Origin of the sequence: Pseudomonas syringae pv. coryli str. NCPPB 4273 (assembly GCF_000972175.1) — a bacterium.
Taxonomy (GTDB): Bacteria; Pseudomonadota; Gammaproteobacteria; order Pseudomonadales; family Pseudomonadaceae; genus Aquipseudomonas; species Aquipseudomonas syringae.
On record NZ_AWQP01000043.1, the window covers coordinates 28485 to 48018 of the forward strand.

The window sequence follows — 19534 nt, forward strand, 5'->3', positions numbered from 1 at the left end:
AATGCTACTTTTAGTTGCTCAAATATTTTCAAGACCGATGGTGCAGCCATTTGATTTTATTTCTAAAAGGAAATTATCAAAGCTGATTACCGGCTTTCCTGCGTTTTTAATGTCATACTCTTTTCGAAGCAATCTAAACAGCTTTCCGATCTTTTCTTTCTGTGCATCATCAAGTTTTTGGATCAGGTCAAAGCCGTTCTCAGACATAAAGCTTGTCTCTGTTCGCAGCAAGTAATAGCAGCCTATGTTTAATAGGAGTGAGTCTGCGCTCTGGTAGTTGATATCTAAAGAGTCTAAGTATGCGCCGAATGCATCAAATAATATTCGGTTAGGATTTTCTTTCAGCTTTAAATATCCACATAAGCCTTGCCAGTTGTTGATATAGAGGTGGTCGCCCCAGTCAGGGTCACGAGAAAAATATTCGTTTTGACCTTTAAAAAACTCTGGAAATTCGTTTTTTTCTAAAGCTATTTGGAATTTAGTTTTCATTGAAGCTTTTCCCAGTCTTCGAATTGATCTAGCAGTGCACCAATGTTTTTGTCGTGTTTTATTTGCTCTGAACCTATTAATGCGGCTTCTTTTGTACCACTTTTTGTCGCTCCTCCAGGAACCCATTCTTTTGGGTAAGCACCATTTTCCCTTCCGTTGGGCATTTCGTATGTAAATCGAGGGTCTTCTGGTTTTATACGCACCAAGTAAATGGCCGTATCGGATAGATCATCTGCTCCTAAATTGAGCTCATTACTTAAGACGCGCCAATCTTTATTGGATGAGTTATATTTTCCTACAACTTCATCCATTTCAGATGATAAACCTACGAATTTACGCTCTGGGAGACTCCCGTATCTTGCACCTGTGATCCATTTCTCAATTACGACAAAGGATCCACCTTCTTTTGCAAAAAGTTCCCGATGAGCGCTTACATAACTCTCTGGAAGATAGTCGCCGGGATTCGGTGGCCGATCTGCTTTGTCCATGTCGATAATTTCATCGAACTTTTCCTGAGTCATTGGCAAATGGTCAGGTTTAGTAGCGTTCGCCGAGTTTGTCGGAAGCTTGCAATCAGGCCCCGGACAAGCCGAGCTCAACCCCAACGGATCCACCCACCCCGTAGGGTTAGGCACGTACTGGTAGTTGTTCAACCCACCCGCCAGCTTGATCGGATCCGGGGTCAAAAACCGGCCAGTGCCCGGATTGTAATAGCGATGCCGGTTGTAATGTAAGCCCGTTTCCGCATCGAAGTACTGACCCTGGAAGCGCAGCGGGTTGTCGATTTCGGCGATGTCGAGGGTGGCGAGGTTGCCGTAGGCGCGGTATTTCGCCGACCACATGATCTCGCCGCTGTAGTCGGTGAGTTCCTGCGGCGTACCGAGGTGGTCAAGCTGGTAATAGAACGGTTCGGCTTTCAGCGGGCCTTCGCCGTCCAGCATCGCCAGCGGGCGGAAGGTGCCGGGTTCGTAGATGTAGGTGCGATACCGGTTGTCGGCGCTTTCGGCGATGAGCCGTTCGCCTTGCCAGAGAAATTCGGTGGTGTGGCCATCGACGGTCTTTTCGATGCGGCGGCCAAAGGCGTCGTATTTGTAGGACGCGGTACTACCGCCCGGCAGGCTGACGCCGATCAGGCGGTGCTGGCAGTCGTAGCGGTATTCAGTGACAAGCTTCTGTCCGGTGCCGCGTCGTTCACGGATCTGATTGCCGTAGGCATCGTATTCGTAATGGCGGTCGCCCTGCATCAGCAGGCGGTTGCCTTTGACGTTGGCAAGGTTTGCAGCCGGTTGGTCGCCTTGGCCGAGCAGGTTGCCAGCCGGGTCATGGGCGAAGCTTTCCGGGGTGGTGCCACGCACGTTGATCAGACGGTCGAGCGGATCGTAATGATAGCTACGGTTGCCTTTTCGGCTGTCGTTGACGCCTGCCAGATTGCCGTTTGCGTCGTAAGCGTAGTGGCGGTGGAACAGATGTCGGTCCTGTTGGCTAACGCTGTGTGCTTGCAGTCGGCCTTGTTCATCGTACTGATACTGACTGAGCAACAGACCTTGCTGGCGTTGCTGCTCGCGGCCTGCGCTGAACTGGTGGGTGGTCAGGCGCGAGCCGTTGAGGTCGATGCTGCTCAGCTGTCCGCCGCGCTGGTGGTGGTAATCGAGTTTGCTGCCGTCAGGCAGGCGGCACTGGCTCAACTGGCCAAGCGCGTCGTACTCGTAGCGGGTGGTGCCCCAGCCCTGATGCTCGGTGATCAGGCGGTCTTGCAGGTCGTATTCGTAGGCGAGAGGCCAGTGACCATCGTTAACGCTGACGAGACGACCGAGTGCGTCGTAGCGGTAATGGATCGCGGTGCCATCGGCGAGGGTTTTGACCAGCAGACGGCCAGCGCTGTCACGCTGATACTCGGTAACGAGTTCGCTGCCGTCGTCGCCGAATTCGGTTTTCTTCAGTAACTGGCCGTTGAGGTCGTATTCGTAGGCGGTGCTGCGGCCGTCGAAGCCGGTTTCTCGCTGGATCAGGCCGTTGCTGTAGTAGTCGAGGTGGTAGTGCTCGCCACGTTCGTTCTCGATCTCGGTAAGCAGCAGGCGGGCATTGTCGTAGCGATAACGCAGTTGGCTGCCGTCCGGGTTGATGCGGCGGCTGACCAGATGTAGGTTGTCGGCGTATTCGTAACGGGTAATGCGGCCCAGCTCGTCGCGCTCGGCGGTGACTTTGCCGTAGGCGTTGTAGGTGAACGCGCGGGTGGCGCCGCCGGGCAGGGTGATTTGTGCCAGGCGGTTGGCTGCGTCCCATTGGTAATGGGTGATGGCGCCGGTTTCTTCCTGACGGGTGATCTGCCGGCCAAGTGCGTCGTAGCGGTATTTGCGCTGACCGCCGTCGGGCAGGCGCTCTTCGAGCAATTGGCCAAGGCCGTTCCAGCCCAGCGTGTGACGACTGCCGTCGGCGTGACGGATTTCCAGAAGGCGACCGTGCAGGTCGTAGCTGTAATGGGTTTCGTTGCCGTCCGGATCGATCTGGACGGTGATGTCACCTTGACGATTGCGATCGTATTTCCATCGCGCATCGCCACGTTCGACGCTTACCAGTTGGCCGTCGAAATAGCCGTAATAGGTTGGAAGTCCTTCAGAGGGAACGAGGGCGATCAGGCGTCCGGCGTCGTTGTAGCGGTATTCAGTGACGGCGTCGAGTGCATCTTTTTCTGCAATCAGACGCCCTTGTTCGTCGTAGATTTTCTGTGTTTTTGCGCCATCAGGATCGGTCTGGCTGACCAGCCGGGCATTGGTGTCATGCACGTAAACCTGTTCGCTGCCGTCGGCATTGACGACCGTGGCTGTGCCGTTGTCATCCCAGACGTAGCGTATGTCCATCTGCGAGTAGTTGGCCCACTGGCGCACGCAACGCGAAGCCTTGCCTTCGCGTTCCCATTCCCAGTGGAAGCTGGCACCACCGGCCAATTGCCGTTCGAGAATGACGTGCTGATCGTTGTAGCGATAGTGCTCGCTTTCCCCGGCTGCGTTTGTGGCGCGTACCAGTTGATGGTGCTCGTTGTAGTGATAGGTGACCAGGGTCTGTACGGTCAGCCACGGATCCTGCCGCTTGCCTTGCTCATCATATTCCGGACGTTGTTGCTGGTAGTCGACCGAGGCGATGTGGCGGTCGTCGTAACGCAACAGCAGCGAGCGTCCTGCGCCGTTGTCGATACGCTGGATGCGGTCAACCAGGTCGTACTCGATATGTAACTGGTTGTCGTAGGCATCGCTGATGGTTGTCAGTCGACCCGCGCGGAAATGATAGAAGCGCGGCTTTTGCCCAGCCTGGGTCAGAATGAGTTCGCCCGGCGCATCGCCGACGAAAATTGCTGCACTGGCCAGGCTGTTGGTAATGGCCGGACGTTGTTCGGTTGGCATCGGAAAGCGGGTCTGACGATTCTCATTGTCAGTCCAAAGGACACCCTCATCGTCCAGTTGCAGACGATGGGAAAGCGAATGGCTCCAGCCGTGGCCCAAGCGGCTATCAATTTCGACTGCGCTGGTCCGGTACAGACGTGTCCACTCGAGATTCAGCAGTCCGCCGAGCTCACCGTCGGTGAGGGTCAGAAGCTCTTCCCCCGTGACCATTGAAACAGGGTCGCCGTTGGTACAGGTTTTCTTCGCAGGTTCTGCAGGTTCATCAGCCGGGTTCTTCGACTGTTCAGGCGCGTCGTCGACTGGCTCTTTCTGTTCAACCTTTGTGGCGTTCTTCTTCTTGCCCCGTGCCTGAACCTGCGCGTCCGCTTCCACCGCGCCGGAAATGGGCGGTTTTTTCTTCGGTGCTGTAGCCGTGACAGCCGGTTTTGGAGGTGCGATGGCGACGTCGGCCTTGCGCGCCGGGTTCAGCCTGGCATCCGCATTCAGCAGCAGGGGCTTGGCGGTTTCGGCGTGAGCTTCTGCGTTTTTCCGGCTGAGCTTCATCAGCATGGAGGTGAAGTCTTCAATCAGCGCCATGACTTTGCCGCTGTTTTGTGTCGCTTTGAGTGCCTTGGTAGCAACCCGCACAGTCAGGCCGATGCCACCGGTCAGTACGACGCCGATCAGGATGTTCATCAGCACTTCGGTGGTCAGTTCGGCGAGCACTTCGGTACAGGTCTGCGGCGGCAGCATCTTGACCCACGCCACGATGGCAGCGACGTAAATCCACATCAAAGGCTCATCACTTGCGATCAGCAGCGCTGTGTGAATAGCTTTTTTCGAGGCGTTGTAGATCTTCTTGATCTCTTCCTCGGTAAAGAACTTCTTCAGTTTCTCGTAGTTTTCTCGGGGATGGGCAACCAGGTTGTAGAGACTTTTGATATCTCCCCATAAACCCATGATGGCTTTGAGAAAGCCTTTCCAGGCTGAATCCAGTTGCTGCAGGGCGCGGCCAGTCATGGGCGCGTTGCTATGCGCCTGCCAGAGCGGCAGAAAATCGGTACTCCACTGGGTGGTCAGCCAGCTGCTCAGCTCGCCGATGACGCCCTGATAGGAGTTGAACAGGCTGTCGATCTGGGCGGGTGTCGGGTTGGGGAAAAAGGTGATTTTGTATTGCTGGTTAGGCTTGAGACCGGTGACTTCTTTGATACCGCTGGGACCAATGGTCACGTTTATAGGAGCGCCAGCCTCATTTTTGCCCATGATTAAGCCGTCGACTACAGGCACAAGTCGCACAGGCGTGTTGCCGATCGGTACAAAACGCGCGGACTCGAAGCTATGCACCAGCTTGAGTTTGCCGTTGGCCGGGCATGTCGCATACAGGTCAGCGCTGCTCTTGCTGTCCTTGTCCTGAGTGCCGACTTCATCGCCTACCTGAAACTGCTGTTCCGCATCCAGAATACCGCCATACCAGGCCTCGGCATGTTTGCGGTAGTCGGCGAGGCACTTCTTGAAGTCCTTGATGATGACCTTGGCATCGGGTTGCTCGGCTGTCAGGTTGCCGACGATAGAACCCATGGAAATGTTCATGCGGTCACCTCATTTTTCAGGTGGGCTTTCAACAGCCCGGTATAGTTTTCTTCCGTGAGCGAGGTGCGTTTTACGAAACGAGCCACTTTCTGCCGCAGATTGGATTCGGGAAACGAGAAGTACAGTTCGGCTTCATTTTCTTGCAGCCACTGCATCATGTTGTCGATGACAGTGTTGGGGTCATCGCCCGCAAGCTTTTTAATCAGTGCGTCCGGCACGCTCCACCAAGGGAACGGCATCGGATCGCTGACGACCCCCTGACCGGTTATCAACGCTCGCCCGTTGATCAGATAGCGATCAAAAACCGGAACCACTTCAGGTGCTTCTGCGCCGAGTTCGCTCAGAATCGGATAAATATGCCGCCCATCCCAGAACCGGAAAAACACCTCGGCCCCGTCCGGCATCTTCACCTGGGTCAGGCTGCGGAGATGTTCGAACACCACTTGTGGCGCACACGTCGAAACCGCCAGCCAGCCCCAGTCTTCGGCATCGGTTTCGGCTACCCAGGTCAGGAACGCTGAGCGGGGCTTGAGCTCGCTCAGGTAAGGCATCACCGGTTGCCAGGTGTCATAAGGCGTTCCGCCCCAGATCGGGATGAATCCGGCGTCTGGCTCGGCCATGTGCAGGGTTTTAAGCGCGTCGGCATCACTGGCGGCGCTGACGACCACGTACAGGTGTTCGTCCTTGCGCAGCGGTTGTTGCGTCAGCCAGTCTTGTGGCGTGAGTCGGTCAGATCGCACAGGCACCGTCCTTGCACTTCTCGCATTCTTCACAGAACGGCGCGTTGCGTTTGAGGGTGTTGATCTGCGCCGGGGTTAGAGCCGCACCGGCCTTGTCGGCATCGGCCTGCTGCAAAGGACCTGGCATCAGCGGGGCCGCCGGGGTTCCGCTGCCGGGGCTGCCGCCTTCGTTGACGCGGATCACCGGGCCGCTCAGGGTCACGCCGCTAGCATCGATCTTTATGAAGCTGCCCCCAGCCTTCAGGGTCAGTTCGCTACCGGCTTCAAGCACCACTTTCACGCCGCTGCTCAGGTGGATCTCCTGGCCTGCTTCGATGAACTGGCCGGTGCCTACCTTGACGTGCTGGTTCGCACCCACGGTAAGGTGATCGTCAGCCCGTCCTTCGACTTTGCGGTCGGCGTAGACGGTATGGTGCTCTTCGGCCTTGAATTCGCTGTAGCTGTTCTGTTCGACCGTGTCGTGTCGCTCGTTGCCGACGCGTATCTTCTGATCGTTCTCGACGTTTTCGTCCCAGTCGCGCTGGGCGTGCAGGAATATCTGTTCCTGGCCTTTCTTGTCTTCGATGCGCAGCTCATTGAACCCGCCACCACCGGGTGAGCTCAAGGACTTGAAGGTGCTGCGGGTTTTGTTAGCCGGCAGGTCGTACGGAACCACGTTTTCCTTGTGGTACAGGCAGCCACTGATCAGTGGCTGATCGGGGTCTCCTTCAAGGAAAGTCACCAGCACTTCCATGCCAATGCGCGGGATGGCAATGCCGCCGTACATCGCACCTGCCCAGGCCGAGGAGACCCTCAGCCAGCAACTGGTCTTGTCGTCGGACTGGCCCTCGCGGTCCCAAGGGAACTGCACCTTGACGCGGCCGTACTGATCGCAGTGAATTTCTTCGCCTTTGGGGCCGGTGACCACGGCGTTTTGGCTGCCGAGAATGCGCGGCTTGGGATGGTTCAGTTGCGGACGGTTGGGCACGTCCCACGGGGTGGCCTGGAAGCGGTTGCGGTAGCCCTGATGGAAATCATCCTTCAGGTCGGTCGTGTCGCTGGTGACCGACTCCTCCAGTACCTGCGGCTGTTTGCCTTCGTGCAGGATTTCGGTCAGCAGCCACAGATCGTTCCATTTGGCTTTGGGGTGCTGGGTCAGCGCCAGAAAGTGGCCGCTGACCAGCAGCGGCTGATCGCTCTTGCCCATGGCGAGCTGGTAGTCGCTGCGATGGCGTTCCAGGGCGCGGGTCGCCAGTTGTTTGCCGCGCTCACGGCTGGTGAAGCGGCCAGGGTAGTCGTAGTCCTCGAGGTCGGGGATGGCATCGCCCCGGTTTTCGCTTTCCAGCGTCAGGCGCGGTTTCTCGAAGTCGTAGTCGCGGCGTGTCGTGCGGCTAGTACGGGTTTCCAGACGCAGGTTGAAACGTTTTATCACCGGATCGGTGGCGGCCATGCCGGAGTCTTGCTGGTAGCTCACTGGCGCCAGTTTGCGGAACACCGTCTGATCATCGCCGAACACCAGTGTGTGACCGGTGGTGCTGTGCTGGAAGTGGTAATGGATACCTTCCTCCTCGCACAGGCGTTGGACGAAGTGCAGGTCCGATTCATCGTATTGAACGCAGTAGATGCGTTCGGGATAAATCGTCCCGACTTTGAATTCGTAGGCGTTGCTTTGAATACCGTGCTCTTCGAGGACCATACCGATGATTTTCGGGACGGTGAGGTTCTGGAAGATACGCTGGTTGGTGCGGTGGGCCAGGTAGGCCAGCTGCGGGCGCAAGGTCACGGCGTAGCGGGTCAGCCGCTTGCCCGAATCGCCCTGTGAGGCGCGGTAGATCTGCCCGTGAATACCGCTGCCGTCAGGCGAGAGTTGCAGAAAGGCCGGTTTGTGTAGCAGTGTTTCGAGGTCCAGAGACGGCTGTTCACTGACCAGATCGACCTCAAACAAAAAGGGCTGGCTGATGGCTTCCCGACCTTGCAAGGCAAGCACCTGCAGATCATTGGAAAGGCCTTCTATGGTCAGGGCGAAGTGAGTCTGATTGGCCGGCGCGAACATCCCTTGTTCCTCGTGCAGTGCTGCTGCGTGCGTCGGGGCTCAAAAAAATTGCCCGGCACACGCGAAATTCTGGAGCTGCGTAAACAACATCGACCAGCAGAGCTGGCCGATGCTTGAAGCGGTCGGCGTGACTTAGCCGGCGACCGGGGAACGCCAGTCATCGGAACCCGAAGTACCGGATACTTCGTGGGTCCAGGTGATTTTGCGGTAGGTGAATTCCACGTCTTCCAAGTGGGTGAAATGCGCGTTCGCCGGGTCCTGGCAGTTGTGCATGTAGTCCTTGATGTCGACGATGATCGCGTCTTCAAGCTTGGTGGTGTAGTAGTGCTCCTGGGTGCCGGCAGCCGAGGTGCGGTACCACTGGATGGTGATTTCGGTCAGACGCTCGCCCGACGTCAGTGCTGCCAGCAGCAGTGGCGAGGACTTGTCGAACACCTTGGTGATCTTGACTGGCTTGTGAACGCGCTGACCGGTTGGCTGACCGGACTGCGGGTCACGCGGGATGATGACTTCGTGGCTGAAGCCCTGAACCATCACCTGGTCTTCGTGACCTTCTTGAAAGGTGTTGCCGACCGAGTCAGCAGTGAAGGCACCGGCGGTGATCAGGCCTTGTTTGGTGCCGGTGATGGACATGTACGCTGGCGTAGCCATGGAGGTGCTCCTTGCTGGATAGATGTAGTAACCCGGGAGGCGAAATCGCTCATTGGGTTTAACTCCTCTTCCAATCATCATGCCAGGTTACAAAAAACTAGTTAAATCAGCTGAATACACTCGCCGTTGCGGCCGTTTGACCTCTTTTCGTTGTAAAAAAGCTTTTGGCTTGCGCAAGAAGTTGCGCACTGTTGCGCAACTTCTTGCGCACTCGGCTGCGCCCCTTGATAACTAAGTGCTGTGGCGATATATCCACAGGTTACTAACAGTTTTGGTGCGCAACTTTCTGCGCAAGGTGGCGTTGTGCTTCTGCGTATTTTGTCGCTGCGAAATACGCAGCAAGATGAATTTCAGACATTTCGTACACCGTTTTTGATGTGTCGGTAAAGAGATTTTGTAATTATGGATGCTTGAATTTGTATCATTTTTAATCGCTTTTTTAGACGTGATCCTTTTTTTGAGCGGTTTTGGACGTCTGGATCCTGCTGAGGTTTTCATGAGTAAATATATATTTTTCAATGGCTTACGTTTTATTTTTAATTCGCTTATATAGCCAGGTCATACAGAGGTGTAGCCATGTACAGAAATTTCCTACAAAAAAAGAAGGGTATTCACCTTGATGTTTAATCGAATGCTTGCTAGTGGCCATTACCGTGAGTAACATGGCGACTTCTTTGGACGCGCACAATTCTCGACCGGCCAGGCCGCGTCGCTACCCTTTCAGTTTCCTTGTGCCATTTTATCTAATGGCCGTAGGTATGATCGTATTGAAGGTCATGGATGTCCTACTCAAGTAAGCTTTCTGCCCATTATTTAGAACTCGCCAAGGTTCCTGTTTCGCCTGCGAATTTTGCTGGTGATGACGTCCGCTTTTCGGTTGAGTTCGAGTCGCTGGAAAGCGAGCTGGGCAAAGCTCAGTCCATGCACGAAGCAGGGCAGATCGACTGGCTTAAAATCCGTGAAAACAGTGAGAGCCTGCTTCGCACCCAATCCAAAGACTTGCGGGTAGGCGCCTGGCTTGCATGGGCGCTGTATCAGCGAGAATCCTTCCAGGGCCTGTTGGCCGGTCTCGGTGTTTTGCACCATCTTTGCGAACAGCACTGGGCTGACATTCATCCGAAAAAAGCCCGCACTCGTGCCGCTGCCATTGGCTGGCTGGTGCCGCGTCTTGAGCAGGTGCTAAACGAAAACGTCGCGCTCAAGGAACAGTTGCCGATGTTTCGGCGTCTGGTCGAGCACCTTGAAGGCCTCGATAAAGCGTGTACCGAGCATTTGGGCGACGACGCCCCCTTGCTGCTGCCGATCTCTCGCCGTCTGAAAAGCATGGTCCAGCGCGCTGCTGACAACCAGCCGGAGCCTGGTGTGGTCGGCGCAGCGGTTGCCCAGGTCAAGCAGGCTGCCGCACAACTGTTCACGCCCGGCGCCCCTATCGATAACGAAAAGGAAGCGCACAAGGCCTTGCGCGCCCAGCAGGAAAACGCTCGTCCTTTATGTGCATGGTGGCTTAAACAGAAAGCAAGCGATCTGCGAGCCTTGCGGCTTAATCGCACCCTGCTGTGGCTGCCGATCGATGCTGTTCCGGAGCGTAACGCGGAGCAAATCACCGCCCTGCGAGGCCTGCCTGCAGACAAACTCAAGGCTTATCGGGATCGCTACGAACAGGCTCAATATGCCGATCTCCTGGTCGAGCTGGAAGCGAGTCTGGCGAAGGCGCCTTTCTGGTTCGACGGCCAGCGAATGGTATGGGAGTGCCTGCAAGGCCTGAACGCAGAGATGGCGATGCGTGAGGTGGAAATCCACTTCGCGCTTTTGATTCAGCGTCTGCCCGGCATCGTCGAATTGCGCTATCACGATGGAACACCGTTCGCCGACCCGGCGACCCGCGCCTGGATCAGCGCAAGCGTCTTGCCGCATCTGCAAACCAACAACGCACCGCGCAAGGTTGAAGTCGCCGATACCCAGCCAGTCTGGGAAGTGGCCCTTGAAGCGGCGTTGCTCGTCCTGCGCAAAGAAGGCCTGAAACCCGCTGTGCAGTTCCTCAAGCAAGGGCTGCAAAAAGCGCAGGGCGGACGCGCTCGATTTTTCTGGCAGTTCGCTCTCGCCCGACTGTGCTTCGTGGCCAAGAAATACGAACTGGCCAAGGCGCAACTCGAGACGCTGGATCAGACATTACAGGAGTCGGGCCTGCATGCATGGGAGCCTGATCTTGCTCTGGAAGTGCTGCATCTGCTGCATAGCTGCTGTGAGTTGCTACCGCAGAACCAAGTGGTACGCGAACGCAAGGAAGAGATTTATCGCAGGCTGTGCCACCTAGACCTCGAAGTGGTACTCGAATAGGCCTTAGGGCCACAACCGAAAGGAGAAAAGCCATGGCCAAAGAAGGCTCTGTAGCCCCCAAGGAACGCATCAACGTCACCTTCAAACCCGCTACCGGCGGTAATCAGGAAGAGATCGAGCTGCCGCTGAAGTTGTTGGCAATCGGTGATTACACCCATCGCAGGGACGAGCGCAAAGTTGAAGATCGCAAGCCGATCAGCATCGACAAGACGACCTTCGACGAAGTGTTGGCCAAGCAGGAGTTGGAGCTGACCCTGAACGTGCCTAATCGTCTTCAGGACGAAGAAGGCGTAACGGAAGAGCTGCCCGTGAAACTGCGTGTCAACTCGATGAAAGACTTCAACCCTGCCAGCTTGGTCGACCAGGTTCCAGAGCTGAAAAAACTGATGGAACTGCGTGATGCGTTGGTGGCGCTCAAAGGCCCGCTGGGTAACGCGCCTGCGTTCCGCAAAGCTATCGAAGGCGTTCTTGCCGACGACGAATCCCGCGGTCGCGTACTGGGTGAACTGGGCCTGAAAGCCCCAGCCCCGGACGCTTGAGTCCCTATCAGCCAAGGAAGTCAAATTCATGCCAAGCAATAGCTCAGCAAAGCAAAAAAGCGTTGAGACAAGCGAACACAGTATTCTCGACAGCATCATTGCCCAGACCAGTCTGACGCGTGACGACGAAGCCTATGACATCGCCAAGCGTGGCGTATCGGCCTTCATTGAAGAGCTGCTAAAGCCGCAGAACGACGGTGAGCCGGTCAAGAAGGCAATGGTCGACCGCATGATCGCCGAGATCGATGCCAAGCTCAGCCGCCAGATGGACGAAATCCTGCACCACCCAGACTTCCAGTCCCTGGAATCGTCGTGGCGTGGCCTGCAGTTGTTGGTCGATCGCACCAACTTCCGTGAAAACATCAAGATCGAAATCCTCAACGTCTCCAAAGATGATTTGCTGGAAGACTTCGAAGACTCGCCGGAAGTGATGCAGTCGGGCCTGTACAAACACATCTACACCGCAGAATACGGCCAGTTCGGTGGTCAGCCAGTGGGCGCGATCATCGCCAACTATTTCATGTCCCCTAGCTCGCCGGACGTGAAACTCATGCAGTACGTATCCAGCGTAGCCTGCATGTCTCATGCGCCGTTCATTGCTGCTGCCGGCCCGAAATTCTTCGGTCTGGAAAGCTTCTCCGGCTTGCCGGACCTGAAGGATCTGAAAGATCACTTCGAAGGTCCGCAGTTCGCAAAATGGCAGAGCTTCCGCCAGTCGGAAGATTCCCGTTATGTCGGCCTGACCGTTCCACGCTTCTTGCTGCGCAACCCGTACGACCCGCAAGAAAACCCCGTCAAGTCGTTCGTGTACAAGGAAACCGTCGCCAACAGCCACGAGCATTATCTGTGGGGCAACACGGCTTACGCGTTCGGCACCAAGCTGACCGACAGTTTCGCCAAGTTCCGCTGGTGCCCGAACATCATCGGCCCGCAGAGCGGCGGTGCAGTTGAAGACCTGCCGTTGCACCATTTCGAAAGCATGGGCGAAATCGAGACCAAGATCCCTACCGAGGTCCTGGTCAGCGACCGTCGTGAATACGAACTGGCTGAGGAAGGCTTCATCTCTCTGACCATGCGTAAGGGCAGCGACAACGCGGCGTTCTTCTCCGCCAGTTCCGTGCAGAAGCCGAAGTTCTTCGGTAACAGCGCTGAAGGCAAGGCTGCAGAGCTGAACTACAAGCTGGGCACCCAGCTGCCGTACATGATGATCGTCAACCGCCTGGCTCACTACTTGAAAGTGCTGCAGCGCGAGCAACTCGGTTCGTGGAAAGAGCGTACCGACCTTGAGCTGGAACTGAACAAGTGGATCCGTCAGTACGTCGCCGACCAGGAAAACCCGAGCGCCGAAGTGCGTGGTCGTCGCCCGTTGCGCGCCGCCCAGATCACCGTCAGCGACGTCGAAGGCGAGCCCGGCTGGTACCGCGTCAGCCTGAACGTGCGCCCGCACTTCAAATACATGGGTGCTGATTTCACCCTGTCGCTGGTTGGCAAGCTGGACAAAGAGTAAACGGAGTTCACTCATGACCGGATACGGCAGCCTTTTCGAACGCCTCAATGGCGATGCGGAAAAACGCGTCAGTTGGAGCCGCGAGGTTTCAGCCACGGCGTCCGTGGCTGCCCATCTGGCCAAGATGCTCAGCACCCGTGCGGGCAGCGTGCAAACGCTGTCCGACTACGGGCTACCCGATCTCAATGACATGCGTCTGAGCCTGCACGACTCTCTGAGTCAAGCCCGCCTGGCCATCGAAAGCTTCATCGAAGCCTACGAGCCGCGCTTGAGCAATGTGCGTGTCATTTCCCTGCCGCGTGATCACGATCAGCTTCGCTTGTCCTTCAGCATTGAAGGCCTGCTGGAAGTCGAGGGTTTCAAGCGTCAGGTCAGTTTCGCCGCTCGCCTGGATGGTAGCGGTCAAGTAAAGGTCAACTAAGGAGATTCGTATGTCCGGAAAACCAGCAGCACGCGTCACCGACCCAACGGCTTGCCCGCTCCCCGGCCACGGCACCAATCCTATCGTTGCTGGCTCCAGCAACGTGTTTTTCGACGGCCTCCCGGCCGCCCGCCAAGGCGATGCCTCGGCGTGTGGTGGTGCGATGTCGGGTGGTTTGGCGACCACCGTGCTGATCAACGGAAAACCGGCCGCTACGGTTGATTCCGTCGGGACTCACGGCAACAAAGTGATCGCCGGTTCCGGGACAGTGATTATCGGGAATTCCCATACGCCGGCGCCGTTTGTGCCACCAGAGCCAATAGTTATTCCAGGAGTCTTTAACCGTATTTTTGCTTTTCATACTGCGGATGGCCAGCCAGTTACGAACCTGAATTACAGAATGGTTTCTGATAGCGGCCTAGAGAAAGCAGGCTGTACATCAGTAACCGGGAATACAGGATGTTTTTCCACCGGTAAACAAGGCGAGATGGTTAGCATCTACGTGTCGGCGGAGTAAGCGCGTGGAAACCTCTATTGTTATCGATGGCACTGCGCATATTTTTAAGACCTCCGATGGGAAAACGGAGCTGAAAATTAGAGCCGAAACGACGCCAAGTGAAGATAAAGAACCGAAAGAGCTTCCTTTGCCCAGCGTGTGGCTGATAACCAGAGGAAATGGAGTACCTCTTTTTGCTCTAAAACCGAATGCGTCAGATGTTCAGTTCCGAATTATGAAGGCTGAGAAACTGTACGCGGAAGCAGTTCAATGGTTTGAACCTTTGGCTGATCATTACCGGAAAAAGTGTTGGGTGAATCCGGAGTCTAATACGGCTGGTACAGACGCTTACAATGCCTATAGACAAATGACTTGGGCAGAAATTATAAGGTTTTCAAATATTGACAGAATGTCAATTAGCTTCGCTCCTAACATGCCCGGTGACTGGAAAAATAGCTCAGATGGCGGCGCTGGGTTTTTAATGGTAATGATCGAAGGAGAGCCCTACTGGGCTGACGGTGTTGGACAGATTCCCTTCGCCACCGATACCTACCGTTTATATTTGGAAGAAACGAAACTTGTGGAGGCCGCCATCAAGAAAACCGTTGAAACGGGTATGAAGTATGGTGATGGCCTCCCTATATTTCCAAAGGAGGACAAAACCAACGAGTACGATAATTATATGGTGCTACGCGGCGCCTTGTGGGCCTCTGAGAACTTTAAGCTGCGCACTGAAAGGGTAAGGGTATTTGCTGGTCGAATGGGCTATCGCGAGAATGTGGTGACTAGCACAGTGTACCTGGGCACCTCTGACCAGAAATTGAGAAGTCCCATCACGCAAGATTATGTAGATAAATATGGAGAGTGGAAAAGATGATTGCCAGGATAGCGCGGGGCTTGCTCATACATTTTTTTGCCTGCGTCATTTATGTCGTTGCTAATTACTATGGGGTTTCTCTCTACAAGGTGATCTTTGGTGGCTTGACTTCTCGGGGTGCTTCCATTGGGATTGCCATGTACATGGTTTTTTATCTATTTATTTTTTTGAATTTGGTAGTTGCTGTAATTCCAAAGCAGCTTTTTAAGTGGTGCGCTGTTGTTTTAATGGTTGTGTTGATATTGGTTTATCTGCTGCCACTTTATCCTGTTCGAGCAGTAGCTTATAGCGTTTTGACGGGCGGGCTTACTGCTCTGGCAATAGCGGTGGCTGGCAAATTTGAAAGGTTCTGGCTGGCTCGGGATCTCAAATAAAATTTTCCATAGTCGTACTCTCAGTAGCTTCAGTGCACATAAAACGAATGAATACGCAGGCAGCCAGACATGTCCTTTAACCATTACTACCAAAGCGAACTCACTGCAATGCGCCAGCTTGGTCGTCGCTTCGCCGGGCGTAGTCCGGCGCTGGCGCTGTTTCTGGGGCAGGCCGGACGGGATTCGGATGTGGAGCGGCTGCTCAAGGGCTTCGCGTCTCTGACCGGTCGGCTGCGTCAGAAGTTCGATGTCGAGCTGCCGGAACTTGGATGGCATATTGGTTTAGTTTTGAAGTTTTGGTTTGAGGTGGGTGTAATGGTTGGAGAAATCTGGCGAAATTTGTTGGTGCGAACGCGTTTCAGAAGCGCACGTCTGGTTTTGTCAGCATCCTTGATGCTCGTGGCGCTATCATTCTATTTCGTTGATGATAATTTGTCTCAGCGCCGACCAGATGTTATCGAATTGAGTTATTCAAAGCAGTACATAGTGGAGCGCGTGCCCTTTGTTTCTTTATTTTTCGGGAAAGCCCTTTCCTATCTTCGAGTCACGAATCAGGACGCTCCTGAATATATTTACCGAAGTCCGCTATATCCGACGAAACTTCTGAAAATGCAAGTAAGTGAGGTTGAAGGGGCGGTGAGTATTCCTAACGTTGAATTTCTGACCAGTGAGAAGAAATTCATATTCCACTCTCAGCGTTGGGAAGAATATTGGATGAATCGTTTTGTAAGTAATACGTCGTATGCGGTAGAGCCATTGAGCGAGAGTGGGGAATGATGCCTGTGTTTAGCAATTTTTTTATTGGTACGAATCGAAAAGGTATTCGCCGGGCGATCGTTTTGCTCGTGGTACTTTCTGTACTGCTGTTTTCTGTTGTCACTACGATGAAAAATTATCCCGCCAGTTCGACGGTAGTCAGTCCTTCCGGTCGGTATATTTTGGAGAACGTTAGGGTTGGGAGGATCCTCACGCTTGGTGGAATGGCTTACTTGAGAGTGATTGATAGGCAAAACCCACAAGAGGTTTACCGTACACCTCTGTACGACACTCAATCACTGGATATGAGGGTGACCGAAGATAACGAAACTGTCGGCATTGCCTGGATCTATTTCAATCGAGATAAAAAAACGTTCGACATCGCCATGCCCCAGTGGGAATCGCATTGGCTGAATATGTTTATCAGCAACACCCCTTATGTACACATTGAAAACTGAGCCTCCGCATGAGCCGTTGCGCCGGCCCAGGCCAACCTGCAGGTGCCATGCAACGGTCAAGTCGGACATCGGGCGAAATCTACAGGACAGTTTTTTCATGAGATCCAACACCAGGAAGGTACTCCGTGTCCTTTAACCACTACTACCAAAGCGAACTCACTGCACTGCGCCAGCTTGGTCGTCGCTTCGCCGAGCGTAGTCCGGCGTTGGCGCCGTTTCTGGGGCAGGCCGGGCGGGATCCGGATGTGGAGCGGTTGCTCGAGGGCTTTGCGTTTCTGACCGGTCGGTTGCGTCAGAAGCTGGATGACGAGCTGCCGGAACTCAGCCATTCGCTGATGCACCTGCTGTGGCCCAATTACATGCGGCCGTTGCCGGCGTTCAGTATTTTGCAGTTTGATCCGTTGAAACGTTCGGGTCCTGCGCTGACGGTCGAACGTGATACACCGGTCGATAGCAAGCCGATTAATGACGTGCGTTGTCGCTTCCGTACGTGCTACCCGACCGAAGTTCAGGCGCTGGATCTGACCGCGCTGAATTACTCGGTGAAAGGCGGTGGTTCGTTGCTCAGCTTGCGCCTGGAGATGAGCGCTGAAGGTCACCTGGGTGAGCTTGAACTGAGCCGCCTGCGTTTGCATTTTGCAGGCGAGCGTTACATCAGCCAGATGCTGTATCTCTGCCTGCTACGCAATCTTGAGGGTATCGAGCTGATCCCGCTGGACGGTACTGGCAAGCCCATCAACGGTGTCAATGGGATGCCGATGGCGTTCACGATGCCGGGCGATCGCGTGCAGCCGGTAGGGTTTGCCGAAGAAGAAGCGCTGATCCCGTATCCGCTGAACACGTTTCGTGGCTATCGCTACCTGCAGGAGTACTTCGCGTTTCAGGACAAGTTCCTGTTCGTCGACATCAACGGTCTGGATCTGCTCAACGCGCTGCCAGAAGAGACACTCAAACAAGTGCGCGGTCTTGAGTTGCGCTTCGATATTCGCAAGAGCGGTATTCAGCGTCTTCGTCCCACCCTGGATAACGTAAAGCTGCATTGCACGCCGATCGTCAACTTGTTCAAGCACGACGCCTTGCCGATTCGCCTTGATGGCAAGCAGGACGAGTACCTGCTGCTGCCAGCCGAATATAACCTGGAAACCTGTGGCGTCTTTTCGGTTGAGACCGTGACCGGTTGGAAGCCGGGAGGTCTTGGCTATCAGGATTATGTGCCGTTCGAATCCTTCGAGCACGACCCCAGTTTCGACGTGCCCAACAGCCGTCCGCATTACAGCATTCGCCAGCGTTCTTCTTTGCTGCATGAAGGCCTCGACACTTACCTGAGCTTCGGCATTCGCCACACAGAAGCGCACGAAACCCTGTCGATCGAGTTGATGTGCACCAACCAGAACCTGCCACGCAAACTCAAACTGGGCGACATCAACGTGGCCTGCGAAGACACGCCGGAGTTTTTGAGTTTCCGCAATATCACACCCGCCACTTCCAGTTTCGCGCCCCCGCTGAACCGTGACTTCCTGTGGAAGTTGATCAGCAATATGTCGCTCAACTACTTGTCTCTGGCTGACGTCAATGCGCTGAAAGTGATTCTGGAAACGTACGATTTGCCCCGGTACTACGACCAGCACGCGGAAAAAGTCAGCAAGCGCCTGCTGGGCGGTTTGAAATCGATCAAGCATCGACACGTAGACAGACTGCACCGAGGGTTGCCGGTACGCGGGTTGCGCACTGAGCTGACCATCGACCCGGAAGGCTATATCGGTGAAGGCGATATGTTCGTATTCGCTTCGGTTCTCAACGAGTTTTTCGCGCTTTACGCCAGCCTCAATTCGTATCACGAACTGCGGGTAAAAAGCACACAGGGAGAAGTGTACCAATGGACACCACGTATGGGCCTCCAGCCCCTGCTTTAAGCGGGCTGACCCTGGGTATACGCGAGTACTCGTTGTTTCAGGCCGTGCTGCTGGTCGTTGACCGGCTGCGCGATGTGCACCCGCACCTGAGCGAAGACGACCTGTACGACCAGCTTGAATTTCAGGCCAACCCCAGCCTTGGCTTCCCGTCGAGTGACGTCAATCGCGTGGAGTTTTTCCACGAGCATGGGCAGATGCGCGCACGCATGCAGTTCAACCTGATCGGTCTGGTCGGTTCGGGTTCGCCACTGCCGGCGTTCTACGGTGAGCAGGCGCTGGGCGACAGCGAAGACGGCAACCCGACGCGCAACTTCCTCGACCTGTTCCATCACCGTTTGCAACGGCTGATGTTGCCGATCTGGAAGAAGTATCGCTACCGGGCCAGTTTTGAAAGCGGCGCGCTCGATCCGTTTTCCGCACAGCTGTTTGCCTTGATCGGCCTGGGCGGCGAAGAGATTCGACGTGCTCAGGAACTGAACTGGAAGCGTCTGCTGCCCTACCTGGGCTTGCTCAGCCTGCGTGCGCACTCGGCTGCGCTGATCGAGGCAGTGCTGCGTTATTACTTCAAGCACGCCGAACTGACCATTGAGCAGTGCATCGAGCGCCGCGTGGAGATTCTCGACGAACAGCGCAATCGCCTGGGGCATGCCAACAGCATGCTCGGTGAGGACCTTGTGTTGGGCGATCACGTGCGTGACCGCAGCGGCAAGTTCCGCATTCACATCCGCGAACTCGACTGGCAACGCTTTCACGAATTTCTGCCGATCGGTTTCGGCTATCAACCGCTGTGCGCGCTGGTGCGTTTCACGCTGCGTGATCCACTCGACTACGACATTCGACTGGTTCTGCGCCAGGAAGAAATCCGCGAGCTGCGTATAGGTGAACAGAACGCCTGTCGCCTGGGATGGACCAGTTGGCTCGGTCGCGAAAACGCGGACGGTGTGGTGACCTTGGGCAGCAAAATTCATTAAGGATCA

15 protein-coding genes and 1 pseudogene are annotated in these 19534 nt (G+C 55.2%); 11 read left to right on the forward strand and 5 right to left on the reverse strand.

Translation table 11 applies throughout. The features are described 5' to 3' along the window. Positions 1-18: 18 nt before the first annotated feature. The 5 genes from P406_RS17990 to P406_RS18010 all read right to left on the reverse strand — a co-directional run bounded on the left by P406_RS17990 (position 19) and on the right by P406_RS18010 (position 8879). Complete coding sequence (locus tag P406_RS17990) at positions 19-489, reverse strand: hypothetical protein (protein WP_046236916.1); 471 nt, start codon at positions 487-489, stop codon at positions 19-21. Next, positions 486-5456 (reverse strand): RHS repeat-associated core domain-containing protein, encoded by a 4971-nt coding sequence (locus P406_RS17995; protein WP_046236917.1) that lies wholly within the window; start codon positions 5454-5456, stop codon positions 486-488. Before P406_RS17995 ends, P406_RS17990 begins: the two co-directional genes overlap by 4 nt. Next, a complete protein-coding gene (locus P406_RS18000; protein WP_046236918.1) occupies positions 5453-6196 on the reverse strand; it encodes a DUF4123 domain-containing protein in 744 nt (247 codons plus the stop codon). The genes P406_RS17995 and P406_RS18000 overlap by 4 nt, the downstream gene beginning before the upstream one ends. Beyond that, on the reverse strand, positions 6186-8228 hold the full coding sequence (locus P406_RS18005; protein WP_046236919.1) for a type VI secretion system Vgr family protein: 2043 nt from the start codon (positions 8226-8228) through the stop codon (positions 6186-6188). Before P406_RS18005 ends, P406_RS18000 begins: the two co-directional genes overlap by 11 nt. 132 nt (positions 8229-8360) lie before the next feature. Then, positions 8361-8879, reverse strand: coding sequence for an Hcp family type VI secretion system effector (locus tag P406_RS18010; RefSeq protein ID WP_003413701.1), 519 nt, complete (start codon positions 8877-8879; stop codon positions 8361-8363). A 780-nt stretch (positions 8880-9659) separates the two neighbouring features. On the opposite strand from P406_RS18010, the gene tssA reads away from it, so the two are divergent. From tssA to tssG, 11 genes and pseudogenes are all read left to right on the forward strand, one after another. Further along, a complete protein-coding gene (gene tssA / locus P406_RS18015; protein WP_003413699.1) occupies positions 9660-11216 on the forward strand; it encodes a type VI secretion system protein TssA in 1557 nt (518 codons plus the stop codon). Positions 11217-11248: 32 nt separating this feature from the next. Next, entirely contained in the window at positions 11249-11755 is a 507-nt protein-coding gene (gene tssB / locus P406_RS18020; RefSeq protein WP_003413697.1) for a type VI secretion system contractile sheath small subunit, read from the forward strand. Positions 11756-11783: 28 nt separating this feature from the next. After that, positions 11784-13262, forward strand: a complete 1479-nt coding sequence (gene tssC / locus P406_RS18025) for a type VI secretion system contractile sheath large subunit (protein WP_003413696.1) — start codon at positions 11784-11786, stop codon at positions 13260-13262. 13 nt (positions 13263-13275) lie between these two features. Continuing rightward, positions 13276-13683, forward strand: a complete 408-nt coding sequence (gene tssE / locus P406_RS18030) for a type VI secretion system baseplate subunit TssE (RefSeq protein ID WP_003413694.1) — start codon at positions 13276-13278, stop codon at positions 13681-13683. 10 nt (positions 13684-13693) lie between these two features. Then, positions 13694-14200, forward strand: a complete 507-nt coding sequence (locus P406_RS18035) for a PAAR domain-containing protein (RefSeq protein ID WP_046236920.1) — start codon at positions 13694-13696, stop codon at positions 14198-14200. A 4-nt stretch (positions 14201-14204) separates the two neighbouring features. Continuing rightward, positions 14205-15056: a hypothetical protein gene (locus P406_RS18040; protein WP_046236921.1), complete on the forward strand. Its 852-nt coding sequence runs from the start codon at positions 14205-14207 to the stop codon at positions 15054-15056. Next, positions 15053-15430: a hypothetical protein gene (locus P406_RS18045; protein WP_046236922.1), complete on the forward strand. Its 378-nt coding sequence runs from the start codon at positions 15053-15055 to the stop codon at positions 15428-15430. Before P406_RS18040 ends, P406_RS18045 begins: the two co-directional genes overlap by 4 nt. 69 nt (positions 15431-15499) lie before the next feature. After that, positions 15500-15697, forward strand: a pseudogene (locus P406_RS28995) (type VI secretion system baseplate subunit TssF); the annotation flags it as partial. Positions 15698-16203: 506 nt separating this feature from the next. Beyond that, positions 16204-16644: a hypothetical protein gene (locus tag P406_RS18055; protein ID WP_167338286.1), complete on the forward strand. Its 441-nt coding sequence runs from the start codon at positions 16204-16206 to the stop codon at positions 16642-16644. A 125-nt stretch (positions 16645-16769) separates the two neighbouring features. Continuing rightward, positions 16770-18557, forward strand: coding sequence for a type VI secretion system baseplate subunit TssF (tssF, locus tag P406_RS18060; RefSeq protein WP_024652733.1), 1788 nt, complete (start codon positions 16770-16772; stop codon positions 18555-18557). After that, complete coding sequence (gene tssG / locus P406_RS18065; protein WP_003413682.1) at positions 18521-19528, forward strand: type VI secretion system baseplate subunit TssG; 1008 nt, start codon at positions 18521-18523, stop codon at positions 19526-19528. Before tssF ends, tssG begins: the two co-directional genes overlap by 37 nt. The last annotated feature ends 6 nt before the right edge of the window (positions 19529-19534 follow it).

What these genes read in the sequence shown, in the direction of transcription:
- P406_RS17990 (WP_046236916.1), bottom strand. Translation starts at nt 489, where the DNA reads ATGAAAACTAAATTCCAAATAGCTTTAGAAAAAAACGAATTTCCAGAG.
- P406_RS17995 (WP_046236917.1), bottom strand. Translation starts at nt 5,456, where the DNA reads ATGAACATTTCCATGGGTTCTATCGTCGGCAACCTGACAGCCGAGCAA.
- P406_RS18005 (WP_046236919.1), bottom strand. Translation starts at nt 8,228, where the DNA reads ATGTTCGCGCCGGCCAATCAGACTCACTTCGCCCTGACCATAGAAGGC.
- P406_RS18010 (WP_003413701.1), bottom strand. Translation starts at nt 8,879, where the DNA reads ATGGCTACGCCAGCGTACATGTCCATCACCGGCACCAAACAAGGCCTG.
- tssA (WP_003413699.1), top strand. Translation starts at nt 9,660, where the DNA reads ATGTCCTACTCAAGTAAGCTTTCTGCCCATTATTTAGAACTCGCCAAG.
- tssB (WP_003413697.1), top strand. Translation starts at nt 11,249, where the DNA reads ATGGCCAAAGAAGGCTCTGTAGCCCCCAAGGAACGCATCAACGTCACC.
- tssC (WP_003413696.1), top strand. Translation starts at nt 11,784, where the DNA reads ATGCCAAGCAATAGCTCAGCAAAGCAAAAAAGCGTTGAGACAAGCGAA.
- tssE (WP_003413694.1), top strand. Translation starts at nt 13,276, where the DNA reads ATGACCGGATACGGCAGCCTTTTCGAACGCCTCAATGGCGATGCGGAA.
- P406_RS18035 (WP_046236920.1), top strand. Translation starts at nt 13,694, where the DNA reads ATGTCCGGAAAACCAGCAGCACGCGTCACCGACCCAACGGCTTGCCCG.
- P406_RS18045 (WP_046236922.1), top strand. Translation starts at nt 15,053, where the DNA reads ATGATTGCCAGGATAGCGCGGGGCTTGCTCATACATTTTTTTGCCTGC.
- P406_RS18055 (WP_167338286.1), top strand. Translation starts at nt 16,204, where the DNA reads ATGATGCCTGTGTTTAGCAATTTTTTTATTGGTACGAATCGAAAAGGT.
- tssG (WP_003413682.1), top strand. Translation starts at nt 18,521, where the DNA reads ATGGACACCACGTATGGGCCTCCAGCCCCTGCTTTAAGCGGGCTGACC.